Origin of the sequence: Enterobacter cloacae complex sp. 277I4, from assembly GCF_050031465.1 — a bacterium.
GTDB classification, from domain to species: Bacteria; Pseudomonadota; Gammaproteobacteria; order Enterobacterales; family Enterobacteriaceae; genus Enterobacter; species Enterobacter cloacae.
Genome location: NZ_JBLGWC010000001.1, coordinates 4,803,457 through 4,828,990 on the forward strand (window position 1 = coordinate 4,803,457; position 25,534 = coordinate 4,828,990).

The 25,534-nt window shown below is 58.4% G+C and carries 26 protein-coding genes; 15 read left to right on the plus strand and 11 right to left on the minus strand.

The window, feature by feature from the left end:
* From ACQG19_RS23425 to acpT, 9 genes are read left to right on the plus strand one after another with little or no spacing between them, the layout of a single operon-like run.
* Nucleotides 1–423: an acyl-CoA thioesterase gene (locus ACQG19_RS23425; protein ID WP_023620066.1), complete on the plus strand. Its 423-nt coding sequence runs from the start codon at nt 1–3 to the stop codon at nt 421–423.
* Nucleotides 420–1,025 carry a LolA family protein gene (locus ACQG19_RS23430; RefSeq protein ID WP_062935246.1) on the plus strand — a complete coding sequence of 202 codons (606 nt, stop codon included), beginning with the start codon at nt 420–422 and terminating at the stop codon, nt 1,023–1,025. The genes ACQG19_RS23425 and ACQG19_RS23430 overlap by 4 nt, the downstream gene beginning before the upstream one ends.
* On the plus strand, nt 994–3,315 hold the full coding sequence (locus tag ACQG19_RS23435; RefSeq protein WP_246932316.1) for an MMPL family transporter: 2,322 nt from the start codon (nt 994–996) through the stop codon (nt 3,313–3,315). The genes ACQG19_RS23430 and ACQG19_RS23435 overlap by 32 nt, the downstream gene beginning before the upstream one ends.
* Entirely contained in the window at nt 3,315–3,893 is a 579-nt protein-coding gene (locus tag ACQG19_RS23440; protein ID WP_028027933.1) for a DUF3261 domain-containing protein, read from the plus strand. Before ACQG19_RS23435 ends, ACQG19_RS23440 begins: the two co-directional genes overlap by 1 nt.
* 1 nt (nt 3,894) lies before the next feature.
* Complete coding sequence (locus ACQG19_RS23445) at nt 3,895–5,064, plus strand: beta-ketoacyl-[acyl-carrier-protein] synthase family protein (RefSeq protein ID WP_047351931.1); 1,170 nt, start codon at nt 3,895–3,897, stop codon at nt 5,062–5,064.
* The gene (locus ACQG19_RS23450; RefSeq protein WP_023620062.1) at nt 5,061–5,534 is read left to right on the plus strand and encodes a 3-hydroxy-fatty acyl-ACP dehydratase; all 474 of its coding nucleotides are present in this window, start codon (nt 5,061–5,063) and stop codon (nt 5,532–5,534) included. Before ACQG19_RS23445 ends, ACQG19_RS23450 begins: the two co-directional genes overlap by 4 nt.
* The gene (locus tag ACQG19_RS23455; RefSeq protein ID WP_246932315.1) at nt 5,531–6,262 is read left to right on the plus strand and encodes a 3-ketoacyl-ACP reductase FabG2; all 732 of its coding nucleotides are present in this window, start codon (nt 5,531–5,533) and stop codon (nt 6,260–6,262) included. Before ACQG19_RS23450 ends, ACQG19_RS23455 begins: the two co-directional genes overlap by 4 nt.
* Nucleotides 6,259–7,488 (plus strand): beta-ketoacyl-ACP synthase, encoded by a 1,230-nt coding sequence (locus ACQG19_RS23460; protein WP_020687725.1) that lies wholly within the window; start codon nt 6,259–6,261, stop codon nt 7,486–7,488. Before ACQG19_RS23455 ends, ACQG19_RS23460 begins: the two co-directional genes overlap by 4 nt.
* A gap of 2 nt (nt 7,489–7,490) precedes the next feature.
* Entirely contained in the window at nt 7,491–8,108 is a 618-nt protein-coding gene (gene acpT / locus ACQG19_RS23465; protein ID WP_029883618.1) for a 4'-phosphopantetheinyl transferase AcpT, read from the plus strand.
* Here the strand turns inward: acpT and arnF are convergent.
* The 8 genes from arnF to ACQG19_RS23505 all read right to left on the minus strand — a co-directional run bounded on the left by arnF (nt 8,041) and on the right by ACQG19_RS23505 (nt 16,262).
* Nucleotides 8,041–8,445: a 4-amino-4-deoxy-L-arabinose-phosphoundecaprenol flippase subunit ArnF gene (gene arnF, locus ACQG19_RS23470; protein ID WP_013099171.1), complete on the minus strand. Its 405-nt coding sequence runs from the start codon at nt 8,443–8,445 to the stop codon at nt 8,041–8,043. The genes acpT and arnF overlap by 68 nt on opposite strands.
* Nucleotides 8,442–8,780 (minus strand): 4-amino-4-deoxy-L-arabinose-phosphoundecaprenol flippase subunit ArnE, encoded by a 339-nt coding sequence (gene arnE / locus ACQG19_RS23475; RefSeq protein ID WP_013099172.1) that lies wholly within the window; start codon nt 8,778–8,780, stop codon nt 8,442–8,444. Before arnE ends, arnF begins: the two co-directional genes overlap by 4 nt.
* A complete protein-coding gene (arnT, locus tag ACQG19_RS23480) occupies nt 8,777–10,432 on the minus strand; it encodes a lipid IV(A) 4-amino-4-deoxy-L-arabinosyltransferase (protein WP_047351928.1) in 1,656 nt (551 codons plus the stop codon). The genes arnE and arnT overlap by 4 nt, the downstream gene beginning before the upstream one ends.
* Nucleotides 10,429–11,331: a 4-deoxy-4-formamido-L-arabinose-phosphoundecaprenol deformylase gene (gene arnD, locus ACQG19_RS23485; protein ID WP_038420770.1), complete on the minus strand. Its 903-nt coding sequence runs from the start codon at nt 11,329–11,331 to the stop codon at nt 10,429–10,431. The genes arnT and arnD overlap by 4 nt, the downstream gene beginning before the upstream one ends.
* Entirely contained in the window at nt 11,328–13,310 is a 1,983-nt protein-coding gene (arnA, locus tag ACQG19_RS23490) for a bifunctional UDP-4-amino-4-deoxy-L-arabinose formyltransferase/UDP-glucuronic acid oxidase ArnA (protein ID WP_038420771.1), read from the minus strand. The genes arnD and arnA overlap by 4 nt, the downstream gene beginning before the upstream one ends.
* Nucleotides 13,307–14,290, minus strand: a complete 984-nt coding sequence (gene arnC / locus ACQG19_RS23495) for an undecaprenyl-phosphate 4-deoxy-4-formamido-L-arabinose transferase (protein WP_013099176.1) — start codon at nt 14,288–14,290, stop codon at nt 13,307–13,309. Before arnC ends, arnA begins: the two co-directional genes overlap by 4 nt.
* A 1-nt stretch (nt 14,291) precedes the next feature.
* A complete protein-coding gene (gene arnB, locus ACQG19_RS23500; protein ID WP_058650531.1) occupies nt 14,292–15,431 on the minus strand; it encodes a UDP-4-amino-4-deoxy-L-arabinose aminotransferase in 1,140 nt (379 codons plus the stop codon).
* Between the two features lie 324 nt (nt 15,432–15,755).
* Nucleotides 15,756–16,262, minus strand: coding sequence for a phenolic acid decarboxylase (locus ACQG19_RS23505; RefSeq protein WP_029883623.1), 507 nt, complete (start codon nt 16,260–16,262; stop codon nt 15,756–15,758).
* A 99-nt stretch (nt 16,263–16,361) separates the two neighbouring features.
* Here ACQG19_RS23505 and ACQG19_RS23510 point away from each other — a divergent pair, with 99 nt between their 5' ends.
* From ACQG19_RS23510 to ACQG19_RS23520, 3 genes are all read left to right on the plus strand, one after another.
* Nucleotides 16,362–17,243, plus strand: coding sequence for a LysR family transcriptional regulator (locus tag ACQG19_RS23510; RefSeq protein ID WP_045294878.1), 882 nt, complete (start codon nt 16,362–16,364; stop codon nt 17,241–17,243).
* A gap of 32 nt (nt 17,244–17,275) precedes the next feature.
* The gene (locus tag ACQG19_RS23515; RefSeq protein ID WP_020687718.1) at nt 17,276–18,070 is read left to right on the plus strand and encodes an SDR family NAD(P)-dependent oxidoreductase; all 795 of its coding nucleotides are present in this window, start codon (nt 17,276–17,278) and stop codon (nt 18,068–18,070) included.
* 106 nt (nt 18,071–18,176) lie between these two features.
* Nucleotides 18,177–18,839: an HAD family hydrolase gene (locus ACQG19_RS23520; RefSeq protein ID WP_013099181.1), complete on the plus strand. Its 663-nt coding sequence runs from the start codon at nt 18,177–18,179 to the stop codon at nt 18,837–18,839.
* A gap of 60 nt (nt 18,840–18,899) precedes the next feature.
* On the opposite strand, the gene ACQG19_RS23525 is transcribed toward ACQG19_RS23520, so the two are convergent.
* Nucleotides 18,900–19,925 (minus strand): TerC/Alx family metal homeostasis membrane protein, encoded by a 1,026-nt coding sequence (locus ACQG19_RS23525; RefSeq protein WP_014833633.1) that lies wholly within the window; start codon nt 19,923–19,925, stop codon nt 18,900–18,902.
* A gap of 330 nt (nt 19,926–20,255) precedes the next feature.
* Between ACQG19_RS23525 and ACQG19_RS23530 the strand changes: the two genes are divergently transcribed.
* Nucleotides 20,256–21,590, plus strand: a complete 1,335-nt coding sequence (locus tag ACQG19_RS23530) for an MFS transporter (protein WP_044157757.1) — start codon at nt 20,256–20,258, stop codon at nt 21,588–21,590.
* 35 nt (nt 21,591–21,625) lie between these two features.
* Here ACQG19_RS23530 and ACQG19_RS23535 read toward each other — a convergent pair whose 3' ends face one another.
* Nucleotides 21,626–22,363: an IclR family transcriptional regulator gene (locus ACQG19_RS23535; protein ID WP_246932341.1), complete on the minus strand. Its 738-nt coding sequence runs from the start codon at nt 22,361–22,363 to the stop codon at nt 21,626–21,628.
* Nucleotides 22,364–22,532: 169 nt separating this feature from the next.
* On the opposite strand from ACQG19_RS23535, the gene ACQG19_RS23540 reads away from it, so the two are divergent.
* Entirely contained in the window at nt 22,533–23,225 is a 693-nt protein-coding gene (locus ACQG19_RS23540) for an RraA family protein (RefSeq protein ID WP_013099185.1), read from the plus strand.
* Nucleotides 23,225–24,178, plus strand: coding sequence for an NAD(P)-dependent oxidoreductase (locus ACQG19_RS23545; RefSeq protein ID WP_246932313.1), 954 nt, complete (start codon nt 23,225–23,227; stop codon nt 24,176–24,178). The genes ACQG19_RS23540 and ACQG19_RS23545 overlap by 1 nt, the downstream gene beginning before the upstream one ends.
* A gap of 16 nt (nt 24,179–24,194) precedes the next feature.
* Here the strand turns inward: ACQG19_RS23545 and ACQG19_RS23550 are convergent, their stop codons facing one another.
* A complete protein-coding gene (locus ACQG19_RS23550) occupies nt 24,195–25,391 on the minus strand; it encodes an NAD(P)/FAD-dependent oxidoreductase (protein ID WP_246932310.1) in 1,197 nt (398 codons plus the stop codon).
* Between the last annotated feature and the right edge of the window lie 143 nt (nt 25,392–25,534).

The window sequence follows — 25,534 nt, forward strand, 5'->3', positions numbered from 1 at the left end:
GTGCTGACCGATCCCCGCTTTACGACGGAAGTTGAAATCACCGTCCCGTTCCACGACGTCGACATGATGGGCGTGGTCTGGCACGGCAACTATTTCCGCTACTTTGAAATAGCCCGCGAAGCGCTGCTCAATCAGTTCGACTACGGCTATCGCCAGATGAAAGCCTCCGGCTATGTCTGGCCGGTGGTCGATACGCGGGTGAAATACCGCGATGCGGTGACCTTTGAACAACGCATCCGGGTCCGGGCGCAGATTGAAGAGTATGAAAACCGCCTGCGCATTGCCTATCAAATCTTCGACGCGCAGACCGGTAAACGCACCACCACCGGTTACACCATCCAGGTGGCGGTCGACGAAGCCACCCGCGAAATGTGCTTTGTCAGCCCGGGGATCTTGTTTGAACGTATGGGAGTCACGCCATGAAATGGTTGCCTTTGCTGGCACTGATGTTTAGCCCGCTGGTCAGCGCCGTGACGCTGGATGAACTGCAGCAGCGGTTTACGCAACAGCCCGTGGTGCGCGCCCACTTCGAGCAGGTTCGTACGATCAAAGACATGCCGCAGCCGCTGCGTTCGCAGGGCGAGATGGTGATCGCCCGTGACAGCGGCCTGCTGTGGGATCAAAAAGCCCCGTTCCCCATGACGCTGTTGCTGGATGACAAACGGATGGTGCAGACCATCAACGGCCAGCCGCCGCAGACCATTACCGCCGACAATAATCCGCAGATGTTCCAGTTCAACCACCTGCTGCGGGCGTTGTTCCAGGCCGACCGCAAGGTGCTGGAAGAGAATTTCCGCATCGATTTTCAAGACCTGGGAGAGGGCCGCTGGTCGCTGGTGCTCACGCCCACCACGACGCCGCTGAACACCATTTTCGCCACCCTCGATTTGGGCGGTGCGGCCTTTCTGGAGTCTATTCGTCTTAACGACAAACAGGGCGACCGTACGGATATCACCCTCTCCAGTCACCGACTGACACCCGCCAGCCTGACCGATGACGAACGCCAACGCTTTGCCGCACCGTAAATCTCTGCGCCCGGCGCTGCTTTGGGCCGCGGGATGCCTGATTATGCTGGGCCTGCTGGTGTCGCTGCTGCCCGGCGCGCGCCTGAACAGCAGCGTGCTGGCCATGTTACCGACACAGACGCTGGGGGCGATCCCTCCGGCGCTCAACGACGGCTTTATGCAGCGGCTCGACCGTCAGCTGGTCTGGCTAGTCAGCCCCGGCAAAAAACCCGATCCGCGCGTGGCGCAGCAGTGGCTGACGCTGCTGCAACGCAGCGGAGCGCTGAGCGAGGTCAAAGGGCCCATGGACGCCACCGGGCAACAAGCCTGGGGCGAGTTTTTCTGGCAGCACCGCAACGGGATGATTGACCCCGCCACCCGCGCCCGCCTGCAAAACGGCGGTGAAGCGCAAGCGCAGTGGGTTTTATCTCAGCTTTACTCGGCCTTTTCCGGCGTGAGCGGCAAGGAGCTGCAAAACGATCCGCTGATGCTGATGCGCGGCGCGCAGCTCGCGCTGGCGCAAAACGGCCAGAAGCTGCGGCTGATGGACGGCTGGCTGGTGACGCAGGATGACGCCGGAAACTACTGGTATCTGCTGCACGGCGAGCTGGCCGGTTCCTCTTTTGATATGCAGCAAACCCACCGGCTGGTGACCACCCTGAACGCGCTGCAGGCGACGCTGAAAACGCATTACCCACAGGCGCAACTGCTGTCTCGCGGCACGGTGTTTTACAGCGATTACGCCAGCCAGCAGGCCAAACGGGATATCTCCACGCTGGGTGTCGCCACCCTTCTGGGCGTACTCCTGCTGATTGTGGCGACATTCCGCTCCCTGCGTCCGCTGCTGCTGTGCGCGATCTCCATTGCCATCGGCGCGCTGGCGGGCACGGTCGCCACCCTGCTGTTCTTTGGCGAGCTGCATCTGATGACGCTGGTGATGAGCATGAGCATCATCGGTATTTCGGCCGATTACACCCTCTACTACCTGACCGAACGGCTGGTGCACGGTGGCGAAAACTCGCCGTGGCAAAGTCTGGACAAAGTGCGTAATGCCCTGCTGCTGGCGCTTCTGACGACCGTCGTGGCGTACCTGATTATGATGCTGGCCCCCTTCCCCGGGATCCGCCAGATGGCGCTGTTTGCCGCCGTGGGGCTGAGCGCCTCGTGCCTGACGGTGATATTCTGGCACCCCTGGCTGTGCCGTGGATTGCCGGTACGCCCGGTTCCGGCCAGCAAAGCGATGTCGCGCTGGCTGGCCGCCTGGCGACGTAATAAAACACTCGCGGTTGGCCTGCCCGTCACGCTGGCGCTCATTTCCGCCGCAGGTATTGCCACCCTGAAGGTGGACGACGATATCGCCCAGCTGCAGGCGCTGCCGAAAACGATTCTGGCGCAGGAGAAGACCATTACCGCCCTGACCGGCCAGCGCGTCGATCAGAAATGGTTTGTGGTTTACGGCACGTCAGCCCAGCAGACGCTGGAGCGGCTGGAGGCCTTTACCCCTGCGCTGGCGCAGGCGCAAAAAGCGGGTGAGCTGGCAAGCTGGCGAACCCTGCCGCTGAACTCCATGAAGCGTCAAAAAAGCGATCTGGCGCTGCTGCACCACGCTGCGCCTGCGGTAATGAACGTGCTGCACAGCGCCGGACTGAACACCGTCTCACCGGATCTGACGCCAATGCCTGTCAGCGTGGACACCTGGCTTACCAGCCCGGCCAGCGAAGGCTGGCGTCTGCTCTGGCTGACCCTGCCGGGCGGCGAAAGCGGCGTGCTCGTCCCGGTGGACGGCGTCAAAAACAGTGCGGCGCTGAGTGAACGGGCGGCACAGCATGAAGGGGTCGTCTGGATCGATCGTAAGGCCAGTTTTGACAGCCTGTTTGCCCTCTACCGCACCCTGCTGACGGGGCTACTGTGCGTAGCGCTGGCGGCGATTGCCTGCGGCGCCATAATCCGACTTGGCTGGCGTCAGGGGCTTATCAGCCTGGTGCCGTCGGTACTGTCGCTCAGCTGCGGGCTGGCGGCGCTGGCCGTCGCCGGGCATTCCGTCAATCTGTTTTCACTGCTGGCGCTGGTGCTGGTACTCGGCATTGGCATCAACTACACGCTGTTTTTCAGCAACCCGCGCGGCACGCCGCTGACGTCGATGCTGGCTATCACCCTGGCGATGATGACCACGCTGCTGACGCTGGGCATGCTGGTGTTCAGCGCGACGCAGGCCATCAGCAGCTTTGGAATTGTGCTGGTAAGCGGTATTTTCACCGCCTTCCTGCTGGCCCCGCTGGCGATGCCAGCCAGGAACGAGAGAAAACCATGATGAACGCTTTTTACCGCGCCGCCGCGCTGGCTGCGACGCTGCTGCTGGCAGGCTGCAGCCATTCGACCGATACTGAAGAAACTCGCCCGCTGGCCTGGCTTCAGCCGGGCACGCAGGTGACGCTGCCACCGCCGGGCATTACGCCAGCCATCCGTTCTCAGCAGCTGCTGACCGGCCGGTTTAACGGTCAGACCCAGTCGCTGCTGGTTCTGCTGAACGCTGACGGGCAAAAAGTGACGCTTGCCGGGCTCTCGTCGGTGGGGATCCGCCTGTTTCTCGCGACCTATGACAACACCGGGATCCATACCGAGCAGTCGGTCGTTATGCCCCAGCTACCGCCCGCCAGCCAGGTGCTGGCGGATGTGATGCTCAGCCACTGGCCGCTCAGCGCCTGGCAGCCGCAGTTGCCGAAGGGCTGGACGCTAAAGGATACTGGCACCCGACGCGAACTGCGTAACCCTGACGGCAAGCTGGTCACCGAGATTGTCTACCTGCAACGCAACGGTAAGCGCGAGCCGATCAGCATTGCGCAGCACGTCTTTAAATACCACATCACCATTCAATATCTGGGTGACTGAGATGATTTACATTTCCGCTGTTGGCATGGTCAACGCGCTGGGCAACTCGGCCGATGAGATCGCGGCCAACCTGAACGCCGGGATTGCGCCGGGTATGCGTCATCGCGCCGGATGGCTGCAAGGATTACCTGATGCCATGCTGGGCGGCGTTGAGGGTGAGCTGCCGCCGATACCGGATAGCCTGGCAGCACACCGCAGCCGTAATAATCAGCTGTTGCTGGCGGCGCTGGCACAGATACAGCCTGCCGTTGAGGCAGCCATCGCCCGCGTGGGCCGCGACCGCGTGGCGGTGGTGCTGGGCACCAGCACCTCAGGGCTGGATGAAGGCGATGAGTACGTGCGCCTCTCCCTGAACGGCGAACGCAGCCCGCAATGGCAGTACCCGCAGCAGGAACTGGGCGATCCCTCCCGCTTCCTCACCAACTGGCTGCAGCTGGATGGCCCGGCGTATACCATTTCGACTGCCTGCTCCTCCAGCGCCAGGGCGATCATCAGCGGACAGCGTCTGATTGAGGCCGGACTGGTGGACGTCGCCCTTGTAGGCGGGGCAGACAGCTTAAGCCGTATGCCGGTCAATGGTTTTAACAGCCTTGAATCGCTCTCGCCCACGCAGTGCGAACCGTTTGGCCGAGACCGCCGGGGGATCACCATCGGTGAAGCGGCGGCCCTCATGGTGCTGACGCGCGAACCGGATCAGGTTGCGCTGCTGGGGGCGGGTGAATCGAGCGATGCGTACCATATCTCTGCCCCACATCCCGAGGGAGAAGGCGCCATTCGCGCCATTACCCAGGCGCTGAAGGAGGCAGGCATGACGGCAGATGACGTGGGCTATATTAATTTGCACGGCACCGCCACTCCCCTCAACGATCGGATTGAGGCGCACGTGATTAACGCCCTCTTTGGCGACCGGGTACCGTGCAGCTCCACCAAACACCTCACCGGCCATACGCTTGGCGCGGCCGGGATCACTGAAGCCGCATTAAGCTGGCTGATCCTGACCCGTGACCTGCCGCTGCCGCCGCAGGATTTTTCCCGCTACGCGCCGGACGACACGCTGCCGCCCTGCGGCCTGCTGCATCAGCATGCGCCGCTGACAAAACCGGTGATTTTATCGAACTCATTCGCCTTTGGCGGTAACAACGCCAGCCTTCTGCTGGGGAGAGTGTCATGAGTTATTTATCCCCCGCCGACTACCTGCCTCACGACGCACCGATGATGCTACTGGAGCGCGTTGAGCGTGTCACCGACAGCAGCGCGGTGTGCAGCGTCACGGTCGACGGGCACGGTGTGCTTGCGCCGTTCCTGAACGTTGACGGCGATCTGCCGGGCTGGTTTGCGCTGGAACTGATGGCCCAGACCGTGGGCGTCTGGTCTGAATGGCACCGTCTGCAAAAAGGCCTGCCCCACAGCCCGCTGGGCATGGTGCTGGGCGCGCGCGAGCTGGTGTGCAGCACGGGCCGCTTTGCTGCAGGCACTACGTTAACCATTACCATTGAGCGCCTGATGCAGGACGAACGCTTTGGCAGCTTTGAATGCACAATCCAGACGGATAACGCCCCCCTTGCCACGGGCCGCGTGAATACGTTCCAGCCCAGCGAGGACGAATTAACCTCACTTTTCTCTCAGGGAGCTTCATCATGACACGTTCCGTACTGGTCACGGGCGCCAGCAAAGGCATTGGCCGCGCCATCGCCTGTCAGCTTGCCGCTGACGGTTTCACCGTAGGCGTGCATTACCATCGCGATGCTGATGGCGCGCATGAGACGCTGGAGGCCATTGCTCAGGCTGGCGGAACGGGTCGTTTACTGACCTTTGACGTGGGCAACCGCGAGCAGTGCCGCGAGGTTCTGGAACAGGAAATCAGCACCTTTGGCGCATGGTATGGCGTGGTCAGCAATGCCGGGATAACCCGCGATGGCGCGTTTCCGGCGCTCAGCCACGAGGACTGGGATAGCGTCATCCACACCAACCTCGACAGTTTTTATAACGTTATTCATCCCTGCATCATGCCGATGATCGCAACCCGCAAGGGCGGGCGGATTATCACCCTGTCGTCCGTGTCAGGCGTGATGGGCAACCGCGGACAGGTGAACTACAGTGCCGCCAAGGCCGGTATCATCGGCGCCACCAAAGCGCTGGCCATTGAACTGGCAAAACGCAAAATTACCGTCAACTGCATCGCGCCCGGGCTGATTGATACCGGCATGATCGAGATGGAAGAGGCCGCGCTGAAAGAGGCCATGTCCATGATCCCGATGCAGCGCATGGGTCAGGCGGACGAGGTGGCCGGTCTGGCGAGTTATCTGATGTCAGACCGGGCAGGCTATGTGACACGCCAGGTGATCTCGATCAACGGGGGGATGTTATGACGCGTCGGGTGGTGATTACGGGAATGGGAGGCGTGACCGCCTTTGGCGAGGACTGGCCGACCATTTCACAGCGGCTGCTCGGCTACGAAAACGCCGTGCGCACCATGACGGAGTGGCAAGAGTATGCCGGTCTGCAAACGCTGCTGGCCGCCCCCATCGAGGATTTCACCCTTCCGGCACACTATACCCGCAAGCGCATTCGCGCCATGGGCCGCGTGTCGCTGCTCTCCACCCGCGCCACCGAACTGGCGCTTGAGCAGGCGGGCCTGATCGATGACCCGGTACTGACGCAGGGGCAAACCGGCATCGCCTATGGGTCGTCCACGGGCAGCACGGGCCCGGTAAGCGACTTTGCCTCCATGCTGATGGAAAAACACACCAACAACATCACCGGCACCACCTATGTGCAGATGATGCCGCACACCACCGCGGTCAATACCGGCCTGTTCTTTGGTCTGCGGGGGCGCGTCATTCCCACGTCGAGTGCCTGTACTTCCGGCAGCCAGGCGATTGGTTACGCCTGGGAAGCCATTCGCCATGGTTATCAGACCGTTATGGTCGCCGGGGGCGCCGAGGAGCTTTGTCCTTCAGAGGCGGCGGTATTTGATACGCTGTTCGCCACCAGCCAGCGCAACGACGCGCCGAAAACCACGCCGTCGCCCTTCGATACCGCGCGCGATGGTCTGGTCATCGGCGAAGGGGCAGGCACGCTGATTCTGGAAGAACTGGAGCACGCCAAAGCACGCGGGGCGACCATCTACGGCGAAATCGTGGGCTTTGCCACCAACTGCGATGCAGCGCATATCACCCAGCCGCAGCGTGAAACCATGCAGATTTGCATGGAGCAATCGCTGGCAATGGCCGGTTTAGGCGCCACGGACATCGGGTATATTTCCGCCCACGGCACCGCCACCGATCGGGGTGATATCGCCGAAAGCCAGGCCACTGCGGCCATCTTTGGCGACAGGGTCCCCCTCTCCTCGCTGAAGAGCTATTTTGGCCATACGTTAGGTGCCTGCGGTGCGCTGGAAGCGTGGATGAGCGTGCAGATGATGCGTGAAGGCTGGTTTGCCCCGACGCTCAATTTAAGACAACCGGATGAGCAATGTGGTGCTTTAGATTATATTATGGGGGAAGCCCGTCAGATTGACTGCGAGTATCTGCAAAGCAATAACTTCGCGTTTGGCGGCATCAATACCTCAATCATTATCAAACGCTGGGCGTAACTATGTACCAGTTTATACTGGGAAAAATCTCCACCCTTTGCGCGGACCCGCTGGCGTCAACGCTCGCAGATATGGCACCTCAGGGTGCGCGAAACCGTTCCTGGCTGGCAGGCAGGACGCTGCTCGCCCGGACATTATCCCCGTCTCCGCTGCCCGACATTGTGTACGGTGAACAGGGGAAACCCGCCTTTGCGAAAGATCATCGGCTCTGGTTTAACCTGAGCCACAGCGGGGACGACATTGCCCTGCTGGTGAGCGATGAAGGTGAAGTAGGCTGCGATATCGAAGTGATACGCCCGCGTGAAAACTGGCAGGCACTGGCGAACGCGGTTTTCAGCGTGGCGGAACATGCAGAGCTGGAACGCGAAGCGCAGGAGGCGAAGCTCCCGGCTTTCTGGGGGATCTGGACGCGTAAAGAGGCGATTGTGAAGCAACGAGGCGGCAGCGCCTGGCAGATTGTCAGCATCGACAGTACCTCTGAGGCCCACTCGGTCAGCCAGCTTCAGTTTGGCTCGCTGAGTCTCGCCGTCTGCACGCCCACTCCGTTCACCCTTACCCCCGGGGCGATTTTTCACCACGAGATGTCCGGGGCAGGAATATCACCAGCACGCCCAGCATAATCAACCCGACACCCGCCAGCCCCTGCCACGAGAACGACTCACCCCAGCCGGGCAGCAGGATCGCCGCGCCCCACACCAGAATATAACTGAGGCTCAGCAAGGCGTACGCTTTGCTGAGCGCCATGCGATGCAGCGCCAGATACCAGCAGCCCATAGAGGCCACATAGCCCATCAGCCCCAGCAGCAGCGCGCCGGTACCGGACGAAAAATGCCAGAGAGCCCTGAAAAATGCCAGCGCCTCGCCGACGGGCGGAAGCGCCTGCATGGCGCTGCGCAGCAGCAGCTGCGCGGCACTGACTAACGCCACGCTGCATAACGCCCAGCACGCCCCTTTCACAGGCTTCCTCCCAGCAGAACAATCCCGATCATAATCAACCCTACGCCCAGCCAGTGATGTCGGGCCACCTTCTCATGCCAGAGCCCCTTCGCTGCCAGCGTCACCCAGACAAAATTAAGGCTCAGCATGGGATAGGCGACCCCGACGGGAAGACGCTGCAATACCACCAGCCAGACCAGCATGCCGCAGCCCAGCGCCAGCAAGGCGAGCCCCAGCCACAGCACAATATGGGCGCCACGCCGCCCGGTTTTCGCCGGACGGGTCGCTTGTTTCTGACAGAGCTGTCCCGCGCAGGTCAGCAGGCTTGCCAGCACCAGCCACAGCCAGGTCATCATTGCGGCAGATACTGCAGGTAAGCCAGCCGCCCCTGGATATACAGGTAGTCCGGCTTTGGCAGGTTATCCCGGTTCAGATCGTCGTTCTTCGACAGCAGGATCACCAGCGACACGCTCCCCTGCTGGCGATGCCTCGCCAGCCACTGCGCAAAGTCATCTTTCGTGATAAAGCGGTCTTTCACGTCCGGATAATCCAGCCCGTAACGCAGTTCACCGCTCTGACCAAACATGATGATGTCATTACGCTTAAGCTCCCACGCCAGCCCTGCCGCCACGCCGACGTTATCGGCCAGCACGAACCGGCTCTGCTGGAGCGGGTCGCGCACGGTATCCACCAGCGACTGTGGCTGTTTGGAGTCCACCACCAGGTTGGGAATGGCAAAACCAATCAGCAACGCCAGCCCGGCAGGGCACAGCGCCGCCAGCCACCAGCGCTGCTGGCTCCGTCTGAAGCTAAACCAGCCCACCACGGCCCAGACGAGGAAGGCCACCACCGCGCAGAAGACTTTAAACAGCTCGACCGATGTCCAGACCGGGTGCTTAGCCAGCCCCCACGGCGACACGACTAACGCCGCGATGACACCGAGGGTACCGAACGCCAGGTTGATCCCGGCATTGATGCGTAACACGCTGGCCCCCTTTTCCGCAGCGAGGCAGGCATAGCGCGCCATCAGGATCGCCAGCGGGGCAAAACACGGCAGGATGTAGGTAGGCAGCTTGCCTTTGGCAATGCTGAAGAATAAAAGCGGCATCACCACCCAACCGAGCAGATAAAGCCCGCCGCCTGCCGGATGTTTTTCACGCCAGCCCAGACGCAGCGCACCGGGCAACAGCGCCAGCCACGGCAAACTGCCCGCGACCAGGAATGGCAGGTAATACCAGAACGGGGCTTTGTGCTGGGCGTCGCTCTGGGCAAAACGCTGAATGTGTTCAACCCAGAAGAAGTAGCGCCAGAAATCGGGTTCACGCTGGGCAATCGCCAGCCCCCAGGGCAGGACAATGAGCACGCAGCTCAGGATCGCAAGCCCGCCAAAACTCAGCACCTCTTTCCAGCGCTTTTGGGCAATCACCCACGGCAGGACGCCAAGGACCGGCACCGCCAGGGCGAGAAAGCCTTTGGTCATCACCCCCATACCGCAGGCCAGCCCCAGCACGATGTAGCCCCCCGCTTTGCCAGCCAGGGTCTGCGCCTGCGAGGCCAGCCAGAAACTGCACATCGCCGCCGCCAGCCACAGGGAGATGATGGGGTCGAGCACGGCATAGGTGCCAATGCCATAGACCAGAAACAGCGTCAGGAAGATAAGGCCGGAGAACAGGGCAACGCGTTTATCGCGCCAGAGTTGCCAGGCCATCCAGATAACCAGTAGCGCCGTCAAGCCGGTGGAAAAGATGGCCCCGGCGCGCACGGCAAAGTTTGTATGGCCAAACAGCAGTTGCCCGAGGCTGTTGACCCAGTAGCCAGCAATCGGCTTTTCAAAGTAACGCAGCCCCAGAAAATGCGGCACAATCCAGTTGCCGGAGGCGAGCATTTCACGGCTGATTTCCGCATAGCGCGTTTCATCAGGCTGCCATAACAGACGGATATCAACCGGAATGAGATAGTAAACAATAAACAGGGCGAAAAGCCCTAAGCCATAACGGGCGACTTTCATGGTACCGGACTCACGGTTTGTTGATAGCCAAGCCAGCCTTCCCGGCCAGCCATTTCACTTCGCACAATTTTGCCGACGGGCAGCGTACTGAGATCGTCTGGCAGCAGGTCGATCAACGGGCAGAACTGAATCCCCTCCTGCGCCGCCAGCGTCAACAGCGCATCGAAATCATGCTGATACGCAATCCCTTCCACCTCGGCGTGGATGGTGTAGACCGGCGTGCCGGTGTCGCGATGTATACGGTCCAGAATGTAGCGGTTGAAGCCGTCGGCGGTCACCTCGCGCCCCACCACTTCATCCCAGGTGGGCAGTGTGACCGGGATTTGCACCGTGCCAACGCGGTTTTCACCGAGCTGTGGTAAAAAAGGTCCGCTGCCCCGGCAATCGCTGTTGTAGCGAAACGCGAACGGCTCTTTGGCTTTCACGACGCGTTGATCCGCACGCCATCCGGCCACGGCGGAGCAGCGCACCGACTGCCCGATAATGGCCTCCAGCTCCCGCAGACCACGCTCGATTTCCCGGGCCAGGCGAGGAATGTCCCAGACGCCCGCCCAGGCCTGCCAGGCATGGTGATCCCAGGCATGCAGGCCGACCTCATGGTGCTGCGCCGCTTCACGGATGATGGCTTCGTTACCCGCGCCGATACGCCTGCCGGGCCATGCGGTACCGGCCAGCAAAATATCCCAGCCGTAGAGCGATGCTGCGCGCGAGCGCAGCATTTTGAACAGAAATGCCGGTTTAACCAGACGCCATAAATGACGTCCCATGTTGTCTGGCCCCACGCTGAAGAAGATGCTGGCACGCACATCGTGCTTGCTCAGCAGCCTCAGCAGTCCGGGAACGCCGTCACGCGTTCCCCTGAAGGTATCGACATCAATGCGTAAACCGACTTTTTTCATGAGGCCTGTTCCGACAGCTCCACGGTGCGCAGGAAGAAATCGAGCGTCTCATCAATGGTCTGCTCCATCTTCACCGTTGGCGTCCAGTTCAGGCAGCGCTTCGCATTGCGAATGCTCGGCTTGCGGTGCTCAACGTCCTGGTAGCCTTTGCCATAGTAGCTGCTGCTTTCCACTTCGCGGAATCCTGCAAACGGCGGGAACTGGTTACGCAGCGGATGGCGCTCGAAGCTTGCCAGCAGCATTTCGGCCAGTTCACGAATGCTCGCTTCGTTATCCGGGTTGCCGATGTTGATGATCTCCCCGTTGCAGCGGCCATCCTTGTTTTCAATGATGCGGAACAGGGCTTCGATGCCGTCGCTGATGTCGGTGAAGCAGCGTTTTTGTTTACCGCCTTCAATGAGCTTAATGGGCGAGCCTTCCACCAGGTTCAGGATCAGCTGGGTAATGGCGCGGGAGCTACCAATGCGCGCCGCGTTCAGGTTATCCAGACGTGGCCCCATCCAGTTGAACGGCCGGAACAGGGTAAAGCGCAGCCCTTCTTTCTCGCCGTAGGCCCAAATTACGCGGTCCAGCAGCTGTTTAGAGACGGAGTAAATCCAGCGCTGCTTGTTGATCGGCCCGACCACCAGATTAGAGGTATCTTCATCGAAGTTTTTATCAGTACACATGCCGTACACTTCGGAGGTGGACGGGAAGATGATGCGCTTATCGTATTTCACGCAGTCGCGGATAATCTTCAGGTTCTCTTCAAAGTCCAGCTCGAATACGCGCAGCGGATTGCGGGTGTACTCAATCGGCGTGGCAATGGCGACCAGCGGCAGCACCACGTCGCATTTTTTGATGTGGTACTCGATCCACTCGGAGTGGATGCTGATATCCCCTTCCACGAAATGGAAGCGCGGGCAGTCAAGGAAACGGCTGATGGCATCGGAGCCAATGTCGAGGCCATAAATTTCGTAGTTATCGTCTTTCAGCAGACGCTCGGTCAGGTGGTTACCAATAAAACCGTTTACGCCGAGGATCAGCACGCGGGTGCGGCGCTTAATTGCCACCACCGGGGCGCTGGTGATCAAGGCGCCGGGAACCAGCCCCAGAGACTGCGCCAGCTGCGCGCCCTGCACATAAACGCCGTTGTCGGTCTGACCGGTCACGATCTCCAGCGCCTGCTCGCCGCAGCTGACAATCAGCGGAGAGACAGAGACGATAGTGCCCGGTTTCGCGGCCGGGACATCGTCGCGCACGCGGGATTTCCAGACGATGAATTTGCTGACGCCGGCAAAGCTATACGCCCCCGGCCAGGGGTCGGTCACTGCGCGCACCAGGTTGTGCAACTGGCGGGCGGGCTTGTTCCAGTCCAGACGGCCGTCTTCCGGCGTGCGGCGGCCAAAACAACTCGCCTTGCTCTCGTCCTGAGCGGTCTCGCTGAAGGTGCCGTTCAGGATGGTCGGCAGTGCATCGCGCAGCAGGCTTTGTGCCACCGAGCAGAGTTTCTGATGAAGCTGCAGCGCCGTCTCATCCGCATCAATGGCAACACGCTGCTGCGCAATGATGGCGCCCGCATCCGCGCGGTGCACCATGCGGTGCAGGGTCACGCCGGTTTCAGTTTCGCCATTCACCAGCACCCAGTTCAGCGGCGCGCGGCCACGGTAGGCGGGCAGCAATGAGCCGTGAAGGTTAAATGCCCCTTTCGTCGCCAGACGTAAAATATCGTCGCAAATCAGGTTGCGGTAGTAGAACGAGAAGATGACATCCGGGGCGGTGTCGCGAATGCGATCCACCCACAGCGGGTGGTTGATATCGTCCGGCGCGTAGACCGGAATGCCGTGCTCGGCGGCGATACGCGCCACGGAGCCAAAGAAGTTATTCTCGCCTGCGGCGTCCGGATGCGTGAAGATGGCAGCGATATCATAACCCGCTTCAAGCAGGGCAAGCAGGCCCGCGCACCCCATATCGTGATAGGCAAAGACAACAGCTTTCATGGGTGTTTTTCCTCTTGAGAGACTTTGTGTTCCTGGCGGACAACACGTTGAATAAAGTAGCGCGGACGTGCGCGAACATCGTTATAGATACGGCCAATGTACTCACCGAGCAGGCCCATCCCGACAAACTGGGCGCCAATGAACATGAACAGCACGGCAAAGAGCATGAATACCCCTTCCGCCGCCCACTGGGGGCCAAAGACCAGACGCAGGACGACCAGCAAAACGGAAAGCGTAAACCCGGCCAGCGCGATAATGCTGCCGAAGACGCTCAGCAGGCGTAGCGGCGTGGTGGTCAGGCAGGTGATGAGGTCGTACATCAGGTTGATAAGACGCATAAAGCTGTACTTCGACTCCCCGTGCTCACGCTCGGCGTGCAGCACCGGGATCTCCGTCGCCTTACGGGCAAAGGTATTCGCCAGAATCGGAATGAAGGTGCTGCGTTCATGGCAGTGCAGCATGGCGTCGACAATATGGCGGCGATAGGCGCGCAGCATGCAGCCGTAATCGCCCATCGCTTTGCCGGTGGTGCGCTGGATCAGGCGGTTGATGGTGCGGGAAGCCAGCTTGCGGAACAGGCTATCCTGACGATTCTGCCGTACCGTACCCACCACGTCGTACCCTTCGTCGGCTTTGGCGACCAGCCGGGGGATCTCCTCCGGCGGGTTTTGCAGATCGGCATCCAGCGTGATGACCAAATCCCCCGTCACGTGGCTGAACCCGGCCATAATGGCCGAATGCTGGCCATAGTTGCGGTTAAGCAGCACCGCGACGATATGGCTGCCTTCGGCCTGCGCGGCCTCGGTCAACATCAGGGCGGAGTTATCGCTGCTGCCGTCATCCACCAGCAGGATTTCGTAGGCTTTGCCCAGCGTCTCGCAGGCGGCGGTGGTGCGGCGGATCAGTTCGGGCAGGCTCTCCTGCTCGTTATAAACGGGGATCACCACAGAAACTTTTTGTACAGGCGGCGCACTGAACATATCAATGTCCTGCAAGCTGATGGAGCGCGGTAATGACGCGGGTTGTGTCGTCATGAGTCATGTCCGGGAAAAGTGGGAGAGAACAAATACGCGCGCTGTTCCATTCAGAATGCGGGAGCGATACATCAGGAAAACGCTCGCGGTAGTATTTTTGGGTGTGTGCCGCGCGGAAATGCAGGCCAGTGCCGATGCCCTTCTCCTTCAGGGCCGCCATCAGGTTATCGCGGGAGATCCCGCAACGGGCTTCATCCACGCGAATAATAAACAGGTGCCAGGCGTGCACATGCGGCCATGATGGAATAGTGAGCGGCTGGAACGGCGTGTCGGCCAACTCGCGCAGGTAGCGTTCGGCGATGTCCTGACGGCGTTTATTGGCCTGTTTCAGTTTGCCCAACTGCACCAGCGCCAGCGCGGCGTTGATATCCGCGAGGTTGTATTTAAATCCGGGCGCGATCACTTCGGCCTGCGGCGCGCGGCCGTGGGTCTGGCGGTCATAGGCATCGACGCCCAGACCGTGGAATTTCAGGCTGCGGATTTTTTGTGCCAGCTGTTCGTCATCCGTCACCACCAGACCGCCCTCGGCGCAGGTCATGTTTTTAATGGCGTGGAAGGAGAAAATTGCCGTGCCCTGCCAGCCCACGTGGCGGTCTTTGTAGTACGTGCCCGCGGCGTGTGCCGCGTCTTCGATCACCGGAATACCGTGACGCTCCCCCACCGCGCGGATAGCATCGATATCACACGGCGCACCGGCGTAATGCACCGGGATAATCGCTTTGGTACGCGGCGTAATCGCGGCGTCTACCGCGTCCGGGGTGACCATCAGGGTATCTTTGTCCACATCGATCATCACCGGGTTTGCCCCCAACAGAACGATCATATTCAGCGTGGAGACCCAGGTCAGGGAGGGGGTGATGACGTCATCGCCAGGGCCAATACCCAGCGCCATCAGGGTGACGTGCATCCCGGCCGTTGCCGAACTGACGGCAATGGCGTGGTGATTCCCGGTCAGCTGACAAAATGCCTCTTCAAGCGCCTGATTTTTCGGCCCGGTCGTGATCCAGCCAGAGGTTAATACCTCCTGCAACGCCGCGATTTCCTCATTACCCATTGAGGGGCGGGAAAAAGGCAAAAAATCACTCATCATTAATTTCCTTGCAATAAGAATGGCATGCTTTTGATATTAACCAATTAGCGGACCGTTTATTTCAACGGTTCATAAACTCATATCAAGGTAGCGCTCATTTCTTAGGGAAAAATTAAGAGAGGGAATTAAAATGTTTTCACATGAATATAAATATCTTTAAAAACATTAAGTTATAAAATTATGAATTATTTATTTTGTGACAGCACTCAATTTTTTCAAAATGTAACGTTTAAACCAAAGCTCAACAAACAAAAAAAATCCCGGTTATTTCTTTAAAAACAGAAATAACCGGGAACTTTTCTTTTTAGTTAATTGTCGCGCTTATTTTAAATTATTTGGGAAGTCAGCGGGCAATTCACTGGCCGCACACGCAATTACGCTGTCATCGTTGGCCCCACAGTCGCGCACGAAGGTAATGGTGGCAAATTCATCAATCACTTCTGTTGGATAGGCCGGACCTGCATCGCGATAGCTGTTCATCAGTGGAATGTGATCGTTCTGGAAGCAGACGGTTTTTTCCGGGTTGTTCATGACCCAACGCGGGAAGAAGATAGTGCCATGGAACAGTTTGTCCCCAAGGTTCACAATCAGGCTAACGTCGGTGCCGGTGGGTTCAGTCCAGGAAATTTTATAAATACTCTCACCTACGCGAACAACATACACCTGCTGATCTTTTACCCAACGATTCCCCACCAGGCCGCTGTGAATACGGTAGTCGATGGTATTTTCATTTTTGATATAAATCTCGTAGTTCCAGCCATTATCGTAGGTATAAACCAGATGTTTGCCGATGAAGCCGCTTAAGTCGTGTTTGTCGAAGGTGCTCATATAATGTCTCCTTTGTTTTGATGAGACGATCCTACCCCTTCAAAAAATGAATGAATAACGCTATGTTTGAATCAAATTCATCCAAATTTTAGATTGATAATGCACAAGACGACGCTCGAACAATGGTCCTTGCTGGAGAAGGTGGTGGATGCGGGCAGTTTTGCCAGAGCCGCGGAAGAGACGCACCGCAGCCAGTCTTCCGTCAGCTATAACCTGGCGCTACTGCAGGAACGGCTGGGGGTGGCGCTTCTGGTGCAGGAAGGCCGTCGGGCAGTGTTGACCCCTGCCGGGGAACTGCTGCTCAACCAGGTCAAACCGCTGCTGAAAGCCTTCGCGTACGTTGAGACACGCGCGCTTACCCTGCGTAACGGAATGCGCACGCGGCTGGATCTGGTGGTGGACAATATCTTTCCCCGCCGTCGTCTGTTCGCCATCCTGCGTCAGTTCCAGCAGCAGTATCCGCAGACTCAGGTCCGTCTCACCGAAGTGCTGGAAAATACCCGCGCCGATGCCATCAATGATGAAGCCGATGTGATGGTCTTAACCCGCCGCCAGGATATGACCGGGCTTGGCGAATGGCTGATGAATATCGACTTTGTTGCCGTGGCCCATCATCAGCATCCGCTCTTTCAGCTCGACGCGCCGCTGAACGACGACATGCTCCGCCCGTGGCCGCTGATTAAAATTGCGGACAACCAGACCGCGGCGCACTCCGCCAGTGGTTCGTGGACCTTTTCCACCATTGACGCGGCCATTGAGGCGGTGATGTCGCAGGTGGGTTACGGCTGGCTGCCGGAGGAGCGCATTCAGACTCAGCTGGAACAAGGGGTACTGAAGATGCTGCCGCTCAGCCATGGCGTGCGGCGAGCCACGCCGCTGCACCTGATTGTGAAGCGCTCGCTTAGCCCGCTGGACGAACAGGTTGAGACGCTATTGCGCCTTTTTAGCCAGGAGCCGTCATCGTCACCTGCTACGCTTTAAGGTCCGAACGTTAAAACGATAAGGAGCAGATGATGAAAATCGATTTTACGGGGAAAGTGGCGCTGGTCACCGCCTCAACGGGTGGAATTGGCTTCGCCATTGCCAGAGGGCTGGCAGAAAGCGGTGCGGAAGTGATCGTCAATGGCCGCAGTACCGAGTCGGTGAATAAAGGTATTCAGCAGCTGCAGCAGGTAGTGCCGGGCGTGCAGGTGCGTGCCGCGATAGCCGATCTCAGCACGCCGGAAGGGGTCGAGTCGCTGCTGAAGGTGGCGAATAACGTGGACATTCTGGTCAACAATGCCGGGATTTACGGGCCGCAGGATTTCTATGCCACCGACGATGACACCTGGGAACGTTACTGGCAGACCAACGTAATGTCCGGCGTGCGTCTCTCCCGCGCACTGCTTCCCGGCATGGTGAAGAAAGGCTGGGGCCGCGTGGTATTTATCTCCTCCGAGTCGGCCTGCAATATCCCGGCGGACATGATCCACTACGGCGTGACCAAAACGGCACAGCTCTCGCTGGCACGCGGACTGGCGAAGTTCGTGGCGGGTAGCGGCGTGACGGTCAACAGCGTATTGCCGGGGCCGACGATGTCTGACGGATTCGCAGAGATGATGAAAGACGAGATCGAGAAGACCGGTAAGTCGCTGGAACAGCTGGCAAAAGAGTTTGTGATGGCCAACCGCCCCAGCTCGGTGATCCAGCGAGCGGCCACGGTTGAAGAGGTCGCCAATATGGTGGTCTATGTCTGCTCAGCGCAGGCCTCCGCCACGTCTGGCGCGGCGTTGCGCGTCGACGGTGGCGTGGTGGATGACATTATCTGAGTGGCTCAGGCCGCAAGAATGAGAAAAAAAGCGTGAGGTTTAAGGACTGTGGCGCCAAAGCAGGTAAACTAACGAGCAGAATGTGTATTTCAGCTAAGACGTATTTATGACCAATATGATTGCCGACGAGACCGTGGCCAAATCTAACGTGCTCTCTGTCTTCGACTTTGATGGAACGTTAACACACCACGATAGCTTCATCCCTTTCCTGCGTTTTGCCTTCGGGAAACGTTACTTCGCGGGACGACTGGTGCGTATGGCATTGCCGACGCTCCACTGCGTACGCCGCAAGCTAACGCGTGATGAGCTAAAAGAGGTGCTGATCAAAACGTTCCTGACGGGGGTGGATGAACACTGGTTACGTCAGCAGGCGGAAGCGTTTTGCGAAAAATACTGGAACAAGCTGATGCGCCCCGAGGGGGTGCTGGCGGTGGCGGCGGAGGTGAACTCTGGCGCGGAAGTGACCATCTGTTCCGCCTCTCCGGCACTGGTGCTCCAGCCGTGGGCTGACAAGCTTGGCATCAAGCTGATTGGCACACAACTGGAAGTGAAAGACGGTAAGCTGACCGGGCGCATTACCGGCAACAACTGCCGCTGCGCCCAGAAAGTCGCCAGACTGGAAAAGGTGTATGGCAATCTGAACGAGTACCACCTGCGCGCCTGGGGGGATACCCGTGGCGACCACGAACTGCTGGCCGCAGCGCAGGATCCACACTGGCGGCACTTCCACCCACCGCGCAAGCGCCGCAACTCACCGATTAAGGGTTAGGTGCGGTCTGGTGCCCTCACCCCGGCCCTCTCCCACAGGGAGAGGGAGAAGAGCGTTGCATCAGGCCTCACGTTTCCCCGGGAACATCACGCTCGCAATTATCCCCAGCGCCAGCACGCCTAATACCACGAACAGACTGGTCGTCGCGCCAATGCTGTAGCCGTGATGCCAGAAGTGATCTGTTGCATTCAACCCGAGCTTGAACGCCACGAAGAACAGCAGCAGGACCACCGCCTTCTCCAGGTGAACCAGATACTGCTTCAGCGCTTCCAGTACGAAATAGAGCGTACGCAGGCCGAGGATGGCAAACATCATGGCGCTGTAGATAATCAGCGGCTCGCGGCTGACGGCGATAATGGCCGGTACGGAGTCAAACGCGAACATCACATCAGACAGCTCCACGACCGCCACGCATAGTAATAATGGCGTCGCGTAACGTTTCGCTTTTTTGACGCGCCCAACCATTACGTCCTGGTTTTCTGGTTTTTCCAGCTCCGCATCGACCTCTTTCTGGGTCAGAATAAAGGCGTGGCTGCTGATTTTCGGCCAGACAGGATAGAAGCGTTTCACCAGCCGATAGGCCAGGTGACCGGAGTAATCTTCAACCTCGTCGCTCTCTTCGTTGCGCCTGAGCATCATCACCGCCGTCCAGCCAACGACCAGCGCAAAAATAACCTCCACGTACGGCCCCAGACTCAGCAGGCTGGTCCCAATGGCCACGAAGATACCGCGGAAGACAATCGCCCCCAGCACACCCCAGTAGAGTACGCGGTGACGGTACTTATCCGGCACGCCGAACCAGGCAAAAATCGCCATCATCACAAACAGGTTATCGACCGAGAGCACCTCTTCCAGCGCGTAGCCGGTGAGGAACAGGCTCGCCATCTCGGCACCGTGGTGAACATACAGGAACCCGGCAAACGCCATCGCCATCGAGAACCAGAAAACGGACCACATTGCGGCACTTTTCAGCGAGACAGGCTTATCGTGACGGTGCATGAAGAGGTCGATAAACATCGCCCCGACAGCCATCACCACAAAGACAACAACGGTTTCCGTCGGGAAACCGAGATGAGCAGCAGACATACACAACCCTTTTGTAGAGGCAAAACACAAAAACCATGCAGACTGGCATATGCCAGCAGAGAAAAAGATGGAACGGTTTTACAACGGTTCCCCCCTTCAAACCGCAGCTCTGTGGCTGCGCAAGGCGTGTACTTTACCTCACAACGTGGGGTGACGCATCTGCCGTTTAGGCGCTTTGCGTAACGCGCCTGATATGTGAGTCACCTCTTATTTACATAATTTAAACCTTCCATTCACTGGATAAAAATAACGCAACGTCGCTATAGTGGTTTTGTTAAATAAAACTGAGTTGTACCTGATAAAACCAAGAACAGACCCTGCGAGGACACAATGACAGAACAAACGCGTTATGGCGCTACCACCAGTGAGGGGATAGAAAAGGAGACGATGCGGAAGGTGATCTGGCGTATCCTCCCGTTTCTCATCGTCAGCTATCTGATCTCCATTATCGATCGCGGGAACATCGGCATGGCATCGCTGCAGATGAATGAGGATCTCGGTCTTAGCAAAGCGGCATTTGGTTTCGCCAGCAGTCTCTACTTTGTGGCCTATTTTTTGTTTGAAGTTCCAAGCAATCTGGCGATGCAAAAAGTCGGCGCACGACTGTGGATCCCGCGCATTATGATCAGCTGGGGCGTCGTTTCAATGTGTATGTCATTGGTTCAGAACACTACGTCGCTCTATATCGTACGTTTTCTGCTCGGCGCTGCTGAAGCGGGCTTTTTCCCGGGCGTCGTGCTTTATCTGACCTGGTGGATCCCTTCCCGCTACCGCGCACGCATTATTGCGTCATTTATGGTTGCCATCCCGCTCGCCAACTTCATCGGCTCCCCACTCTCCGGGCTGATTCTGTCAATGGATGGCTGGTTGGGTCTTCGCGGCTGGCATCTGCTGTTTATTATTGAAGGCTTACCCGCCGTGCTGCTGGGCATTGCCGCCTGGTTTATTCTTCGCGATCGTCCTCATCAGGCAAACTGGCTCAGCAGTGAGCAGAAAAAATGGCTGGAAAGCACGCTGGAGAGCGAGCGTAATCAGCAAAAGAACATTGGACATCAAACGACGTGGCAGCTTTTGAAGCATCGCCAAATCTGGCTGATGGCACTCATTTACGCGGGCGCATCGTCTGCAGGCACCACCATCAGCGTCTGGTCTCCTCAACTGCTTAAATCCTTCCACCTCGATAACCTGGAAACAGGCCTGCTCAACGCTATCCCTTACGGTCTGGCATCCGTTCTCATGATTATTTGGGGGCGAAACTCGGATCGTACCAATGAGCGCCGCTGGCACACCGCACTGACACTGTTCATGATTGCCGCAGGCGTGTTCGCTGCATTTGTGAGCGTGTCGCTGCCGGCGACTATCGTGATCCTCAGCATCATGTTGATAGGTGCGTATTCCATGAAAGGGCCTTTCTGGGCGCTGGCATCCAGTTGGATGAGCAGTACTTCAGCGGCTGCAGGGCTGGCTGCGATTGGCGCTATTGCTAACCTGATCGGCGGCGCGGTCATGGTCAATGCATACGGTATTATCAATGAGCGGACGGGCAGCTACACGCTGGCTATGCTTCCGCTGGCCACGCTGTGTGTGGCGGGAGGTATCGCAGTTCTCATTATGGGACGACAGGCCCGTAACGCTCAGCTACACGAAAAACAGGTCACGCATTAGTGATGACAAAAGCGGGACGCGTGTCCCGCTTTTCGTTAACCGTTTTCTTCCGCTGTATCGCTCGTTTCCCCGTAGAACTGCTGACAGAAGGGCTTGCTGGCCCCCATTTTCTGTGACAGGCGGCTGGCGGTGTCGTGCATCAACTGACGAATACCTTGATCCCTGCGATCTTCCGTCAGTCGCGAGATGGGGCCGGTCAATGCCAGCGCCGCAATCAGTTTGTCATGAACGCCGAAGACGGGCATCGCAAACGCCGCGGTATGGGGATCGCGGGCACCTGCCGTGTAGAGCGGAAGCGCAGGCTCACCGCCCGGCAGGGGCTCATTGAGGCCCCAATGGCGTAGAACCTTACTGATAGCAGAATCATCCAGCGGGAACTGAGTGCCGGGGAGATTGCTGTGTCGGAGCCCATGTGAGGCTTCTGCCCGAAACAGGCACAGACGTTGTCCGCCTTCTAATACATACCAGCTGGCGCTCTCCTGGGAAGCCAGGGATAAGGCCTGTAATTCAGGCTGCACCACCCGGGAAAGATGGAAAGACTGTTCATAAAGCTTACCGAGATAAAGCAGACGAGGACCAAGCGCATAATTGCCGTCATCATGTCTGACGACATAGTTCATCCGTTCAAGAGAGTTCATTAAGCGGTAAACCGTGGTTTTGTGGTAACCCGATAGCTGCGCCAGGGCGGTTAACGTCAGGCTTTCATCGCCAGGACGGAAGCAATCCAGTAAAGCCAGCGCCTTCTCAACCGCTACAACGCCTTCATTCCCCATCATTATCTCCTTTTCAGCCCGGCAGAGAGTGTACCTCAAATTTTGTGAGTCACTTCGTGTTTACATCACAAACCCCTTCTCAGGTCTGGCTAAAAGGAAAGCAACACCGCTATAGTTGTTTTGTATTGTACACCTGCATTGTACACAGTAAAACAATATGGAGAGAGTCATGTCCGTTTCTGAAAAATCATTGATAAACCGCCAGTTCGAACGCGTATCGGCTGAAGAGGTACGCCAGGCCGCCGAATATCAGGCAGCCATACTGGCGGATGTCGCCGGGCGCCGCGGTACGCTGCATGGACGAATCAAACCGTTGGCATCGCACATGTCCGTTGCGGGTCCGGCTGTTACCGTTGAGGTGCGTCCGGGGGATAATCTGGCCATTCATGCCGCGATGGCCGTTGCCCAGCCCGGCGATGTCCTGGTTGTCGATGGAAAAGGCGATCTGAGCTGCGCGCTACTGGGTGAAATCATGGCCACCCAGGCTCAGGCGAGCGGTATTGCAGGGATCATTATCGACGGAGCGGTACGTGACGCCGACACACTGAGCAAGGGTAACTATCCCGTTTTCTCTGCTGGTCTGAATCCCTGCGGCCCGACAAAGTCCATTTCTGGCCGGGTGAACCATCCCATTTCCGTTGCCGGGGCGACAGTGCATGCCGGAGATTTGGTAGTGGCCGATATCGACGGCGTGGTGGTGATCCCACGCGAGGAAGTTAAGCAGATTATCAGTCTGGCAAAAGGGAAGCTGGAGATGGAGACCAAACGTCTTGCTGCTATCCGTGAGGGCGATTTACGCCCACACTGGCTCAATGACGCGCTGCGTAAGGCGGGCATGCTGGCAGACGGGGAGACGCTGTAATGGCAAATAAGAAGGTAGTCCTGGTAACCGGGAGCGACCTGGCAGAGCAGGCCATGGCGATATTGCACGACTTTGAGGTGGTGTTTGCGGGTCGTCAGCCCACGGAGGATGAGCTGATTACACTGTGTGAACAGCATAATCCGGTGGCAATACTGGTACGTTACGGCAAGATTAGCGCGAAAATCATGGATGCAGCACCAGCCCTGCAGGTTATTTCCAAGCACGGAAGCGGGATCGATGTGATAGACCAGGCGGCAGCGGCTGAGCGTAATATCGTCGTCCGCTCTGCACCGGGAGCTAACGCGGCGGCGGTGGCTGAACACACCTGGGCATTAATTCTCGCCTGCGCCAAATCGGTGGTGTCGCTGGATACGCGACTGCGCCAGGGGCACTGGGATAAAGCCACGCATAAATCCATCGAACTGGAAGGACTCACGCTGGGACTGATCGGGCTGGGGGCTATTGGCTCACGGGTAGCACAGATCGGTCACGTCTTTGGTATGCGGGTTCTTGCTTACGATCCCTATGCTCAATCAATGCCTTCCATATGCGAGCGTACTGATACTCTGACCGACCTACTTTCCCGTTCCGATGTGATTTCTTTGCATTGTCCGCTCACCGACAATAATCGGGGCATGATCAATACGAAAACGCTCGCATACGTTAAGCCAAACGCTATTCTGGTGAATACGGCACGCGGCGGCTTGATTGACGATCGGTCATTGCTCGCGGCGCTAGAGAATCGAACCTTGCACAGCGCGGGGCTGGACAGCTTTACCAGCGAACCACTGGCCGCTCCGCACCTCTGGCAGGGGGTCGAGAACGTCATTATCTCTCCGCATATTGGCGGCGTCAGCGCAGCATCGTATATCAAAATGGGCACCGTGGCGGCCAGCAATATTGTAGACGTTGTAAGTGAAGCTGAAGAAACAACGCTTACCGCGAGCCGCTAATCCAAAATGAACTCCCTCAGGGCTTCTCTGCCAGCGCCTGCGCACACGCCCAGGCACTGGCCCACGCCCACTGGAAGTTATACCCGCCGAGCCAGCCGGTCACATCCATCACTTCACCGATGAAGTAGAGGCCCGGCACGTTGCGTGCCTCCATCGTGCGCGAGGAGAGCTCATTCGTGTCGACACCGCCCAGCGTGACCTCCGCCGTGCGGTAGCCTTCGGTGCCGTTGGGCTGCACGCGCCAGTTTGTCAGGGTCTCTACCAGCGTCTCCTGCTCGCGGCTGTTAAGCTGCTTAAGGGAAACATCCGGGATCTGCCCTAACCCCTGCAAACACTCTACCAGACGCTTCGGCAACTGCATCGCGAGGGTATTTTTCAGGCTCTGATTCGGGTGCGCCGCACGCTGTTCATTGAGGAACGCATCCAGATCGCACTCCGGCAGCAGGTTAACCGTGACGAACTCGCCCGGCTGCCAGTAGCTGGAGATTTGCAGCACCGCCGGGCCGGAGAGGCCGCGGTGGGTAAAGAGCAAGTTTTCGCGGAACACCGTTCCGTCTTCGGCGGTAATAACGGAAGGAACAGAAACGCCAGACAACGTCTGAAGCTGTTCCCGAAGCGGTTTGTGCAGAGTAAAAGGAACCAGTCCCGCACGCGTTGGCAGCACCTTCAGGCCAAACTGCTCGGCAATTTTGTAGCCGAACGGCGAGGCGCCCAGCCCCGGCATCGACAGACCGCCGCTGGCAATGACCAGGTTATCGGCGCTGACGCTTTCGCCGTTGAGCTGCAGCGTATAGCCCTGCTCGTCGCGGGATACGTCCAGCACCTCCGTACGCAGGCGCATTACCACGCCGCCCTTCTCGCACTCGGCCACCAGCATATCGACAATCTGCTGCGCGGAGTCGTCGCAGAACAGCTGCCCCAACGTCTTCTCATGCCACGCGATACCGTGCTTACCCACAAGATCGATAAAATCCCACTGGGTATAACGCGCCAGCGCAGATTTACAAAAATGGCGGTTCTGGCTCAGATAGGCCGCAGGTTCGACATACAGGTTCGTAAAGTTGCAGCGCCCGCCGCCAGACATCAGGATTTTGCGCCCAGGCTTTTTACCGTTATCCAGCAGCAGCACGCGACGACCCGCCTGTCCGGCCATCGCCGCACAAAACATACCCGCCGCACCGGCGCCAATTACCACGGCATCAAACCTTTCCACGTCAAAACCCTCTTTGTTCACTGCCGCGGATTGTAAAGTTTCCTCTGTGGTCACACCAGCGTAAAAAGATATTACAAAGCCATTTCATTGAAATTTAAAGAATATCCTTTCAGGCACTTTTCCCAAATCAGGTGGTATGTCAA

What these genes read in the sequence shown, in the direction of transcription:
- ACQG19_RS23430 (WP_062935246.1), top strand. Translation starts at nt 420, where the DNA reads ATGAAATGGTTGCCTTTGCTGGCACTGATGTTTAGCCCGCTGGTCAGC.
- ACQG19_RS23435 (WP_246932316.1), top strand. Translation starts at nt 994, where the DNA reads ATGACGAACGCCAACGCTTTGCCGCACCGTAAATCTCTGCGCCCGGCG.
- ACQG19_RS23440 (WP_028027933.1), top strand. Translation starts at nt 3,315, where the DNA reads ATGAACGCTTTTTACCGCGCCGCCGCGCTGGCTGCGACGCTGCTGCTG.
- ACQG19_RS23445 (WP_047351931.1), top strand. Translation starts at nt 3,895, where the DNA reads ATGATTTACATTTCCGCTGTTGGCATGGTCAACGCGCTGGGCAACTCG.
- ACQG19_RS23450 (WP_023620062.1), top strand. Translation starts at nt 5,061, where the DNA reads ATGAGTTATTTATCCCCCGCCGACTACCTGCCTCACGACGCACCGATG.
- ACQG19_RS23455 (WP_246932315.1), top strand. Translation starts at nt 5,531, where the DNA reads ATGACACGTTCCGTACTGGTCACGGGCGCCAGCAAAGGCATTGGCCGC.
- ACQG19_RS23460 (WP_020687725.1), top strand. Translation starts at nt 6,259, where the DNA reads ATGACGCGTCGGGTGGTGATTACGGGAATGGGAGGCGTGACCGCCTTT.
- acpT (WP_029883618.1), top strand. Translation starts at nt 7,491, where the DNA reads ATGTACCAGTTTATACTGGGAAAAATCTCCACCCTTTGCGCGGACCCG.
- arnE (WP_013099172.1), bottom strand. Translation starts at nt 8,780, where the DNA reads ATGATGACCTGGCTGTGGCTGGTGCTGGCAAGCCTGCTGACCTGCGCG.
- arnT (WP_047351928.1), bottom strand. Translation starts at nt 10,432, where the DNA reads ATGAAAGTCGCCCGTTATGGCTTAGGGCTTTTCGCCCTGTTTATTGTT.
- arnD (WP_038420770.1), bottom strand. Translation starts at nt 11,331, where the DNA reads ATGAAAAAAGTCGGTTTACGCATTGATGTCGATACCTTCAGGGGAACG.
- arnA (WP_038420771.1), bottom strand. Translation starts at nt 13,310, where the DNA reads ATGAAAGCTGTTGTCTTTGCCTATCACGATATGGGGTGCGCGGGCCTG.
- arnC (WP_013099176.1), bottom strand. Translation starts at nt 14,290, where the DNA reads ATGTTCAGTGCGCCGCCTGTACAAAAAGTTTCTGTGGTGATCCCCGTT.
- arnB (WP_058650531.1), bottom strand. Translation starts at nt 15,431, where the DNA reads ATGAGTGATTTTTTGCCTTTTTCCCGCCCCTCAATGGGTAATGAGGAA.
- ACQG19_RS23505 (WP_029883623.1), bottom strand. Translation starts at nt 16,262, where the DNA reads ATGAGCACCTTCGACAAACACGACTTAAGCGGCTTCATCGGCAAACAT.
- ACQG19_RS23510 (WP_045294878.1), top strand. Translation starts at nt 16,362, where the DNA reads ATGCACAAGACGACGCTCGAACAATGGTCCTTGCTGGAGAAGGTGGTG.
- ACQG19_RS23515 (WP_020687718.1), top strand. Translation starts at nt 17,276, where the DNA reads ATGAAAATCGATTTTACGGGGAAAGTGGCGCTGGTCACCGCCTCAACG.
- ACQG19_RS23520 (WP_013099181.1), top strand. Translation starts at nt 18,177, where the DNA reads ATGACCAATATGATTGCCGACGAGACCGTGGCCAAATCTAACGTGCTC.
- ACQG19_RS23525 (WP_014833633.1), bottom strand. Translation starts at nt 19,925, where the DNA reads ATGTCTGCTGCTCATCTCGGTTTCCCGACGGAAACCGTTGTTGTCTTT.
- ACQG19_RS23530 (WP_044157757.1), top strand. Translation starts at nt 20,256, where the DNA reads ATGACAGAACAAACGCGTTATGGCGCTACCACCAGTGAGGGGATAGAA.
- ACQG19_RS23535 (WP_246932341.1), bottom strand. Translation starts at nt 22,363, where the DNA reads ATGGGGAATGAAGGCGTTGTAGCGGTTGAGAAGGCGCTGGCTTTACTG.
- ACQG19_RS23540 (WP_013099185.1), top strand. Translation starts at nt 22,533, where the DNA reads ATGTCCGTTTCTGAAAAATCATTGATAAACCGCCAGTTCGAACGCGTA.
- ACQG19_RS23545 (WP_246932313.1), top strand. Translation starts at nt 23,225, where the DNA reads ATGGCAAATAAGAAGGTAGTCCTGGTAACCGGGAGCGACCTGGCAGAG.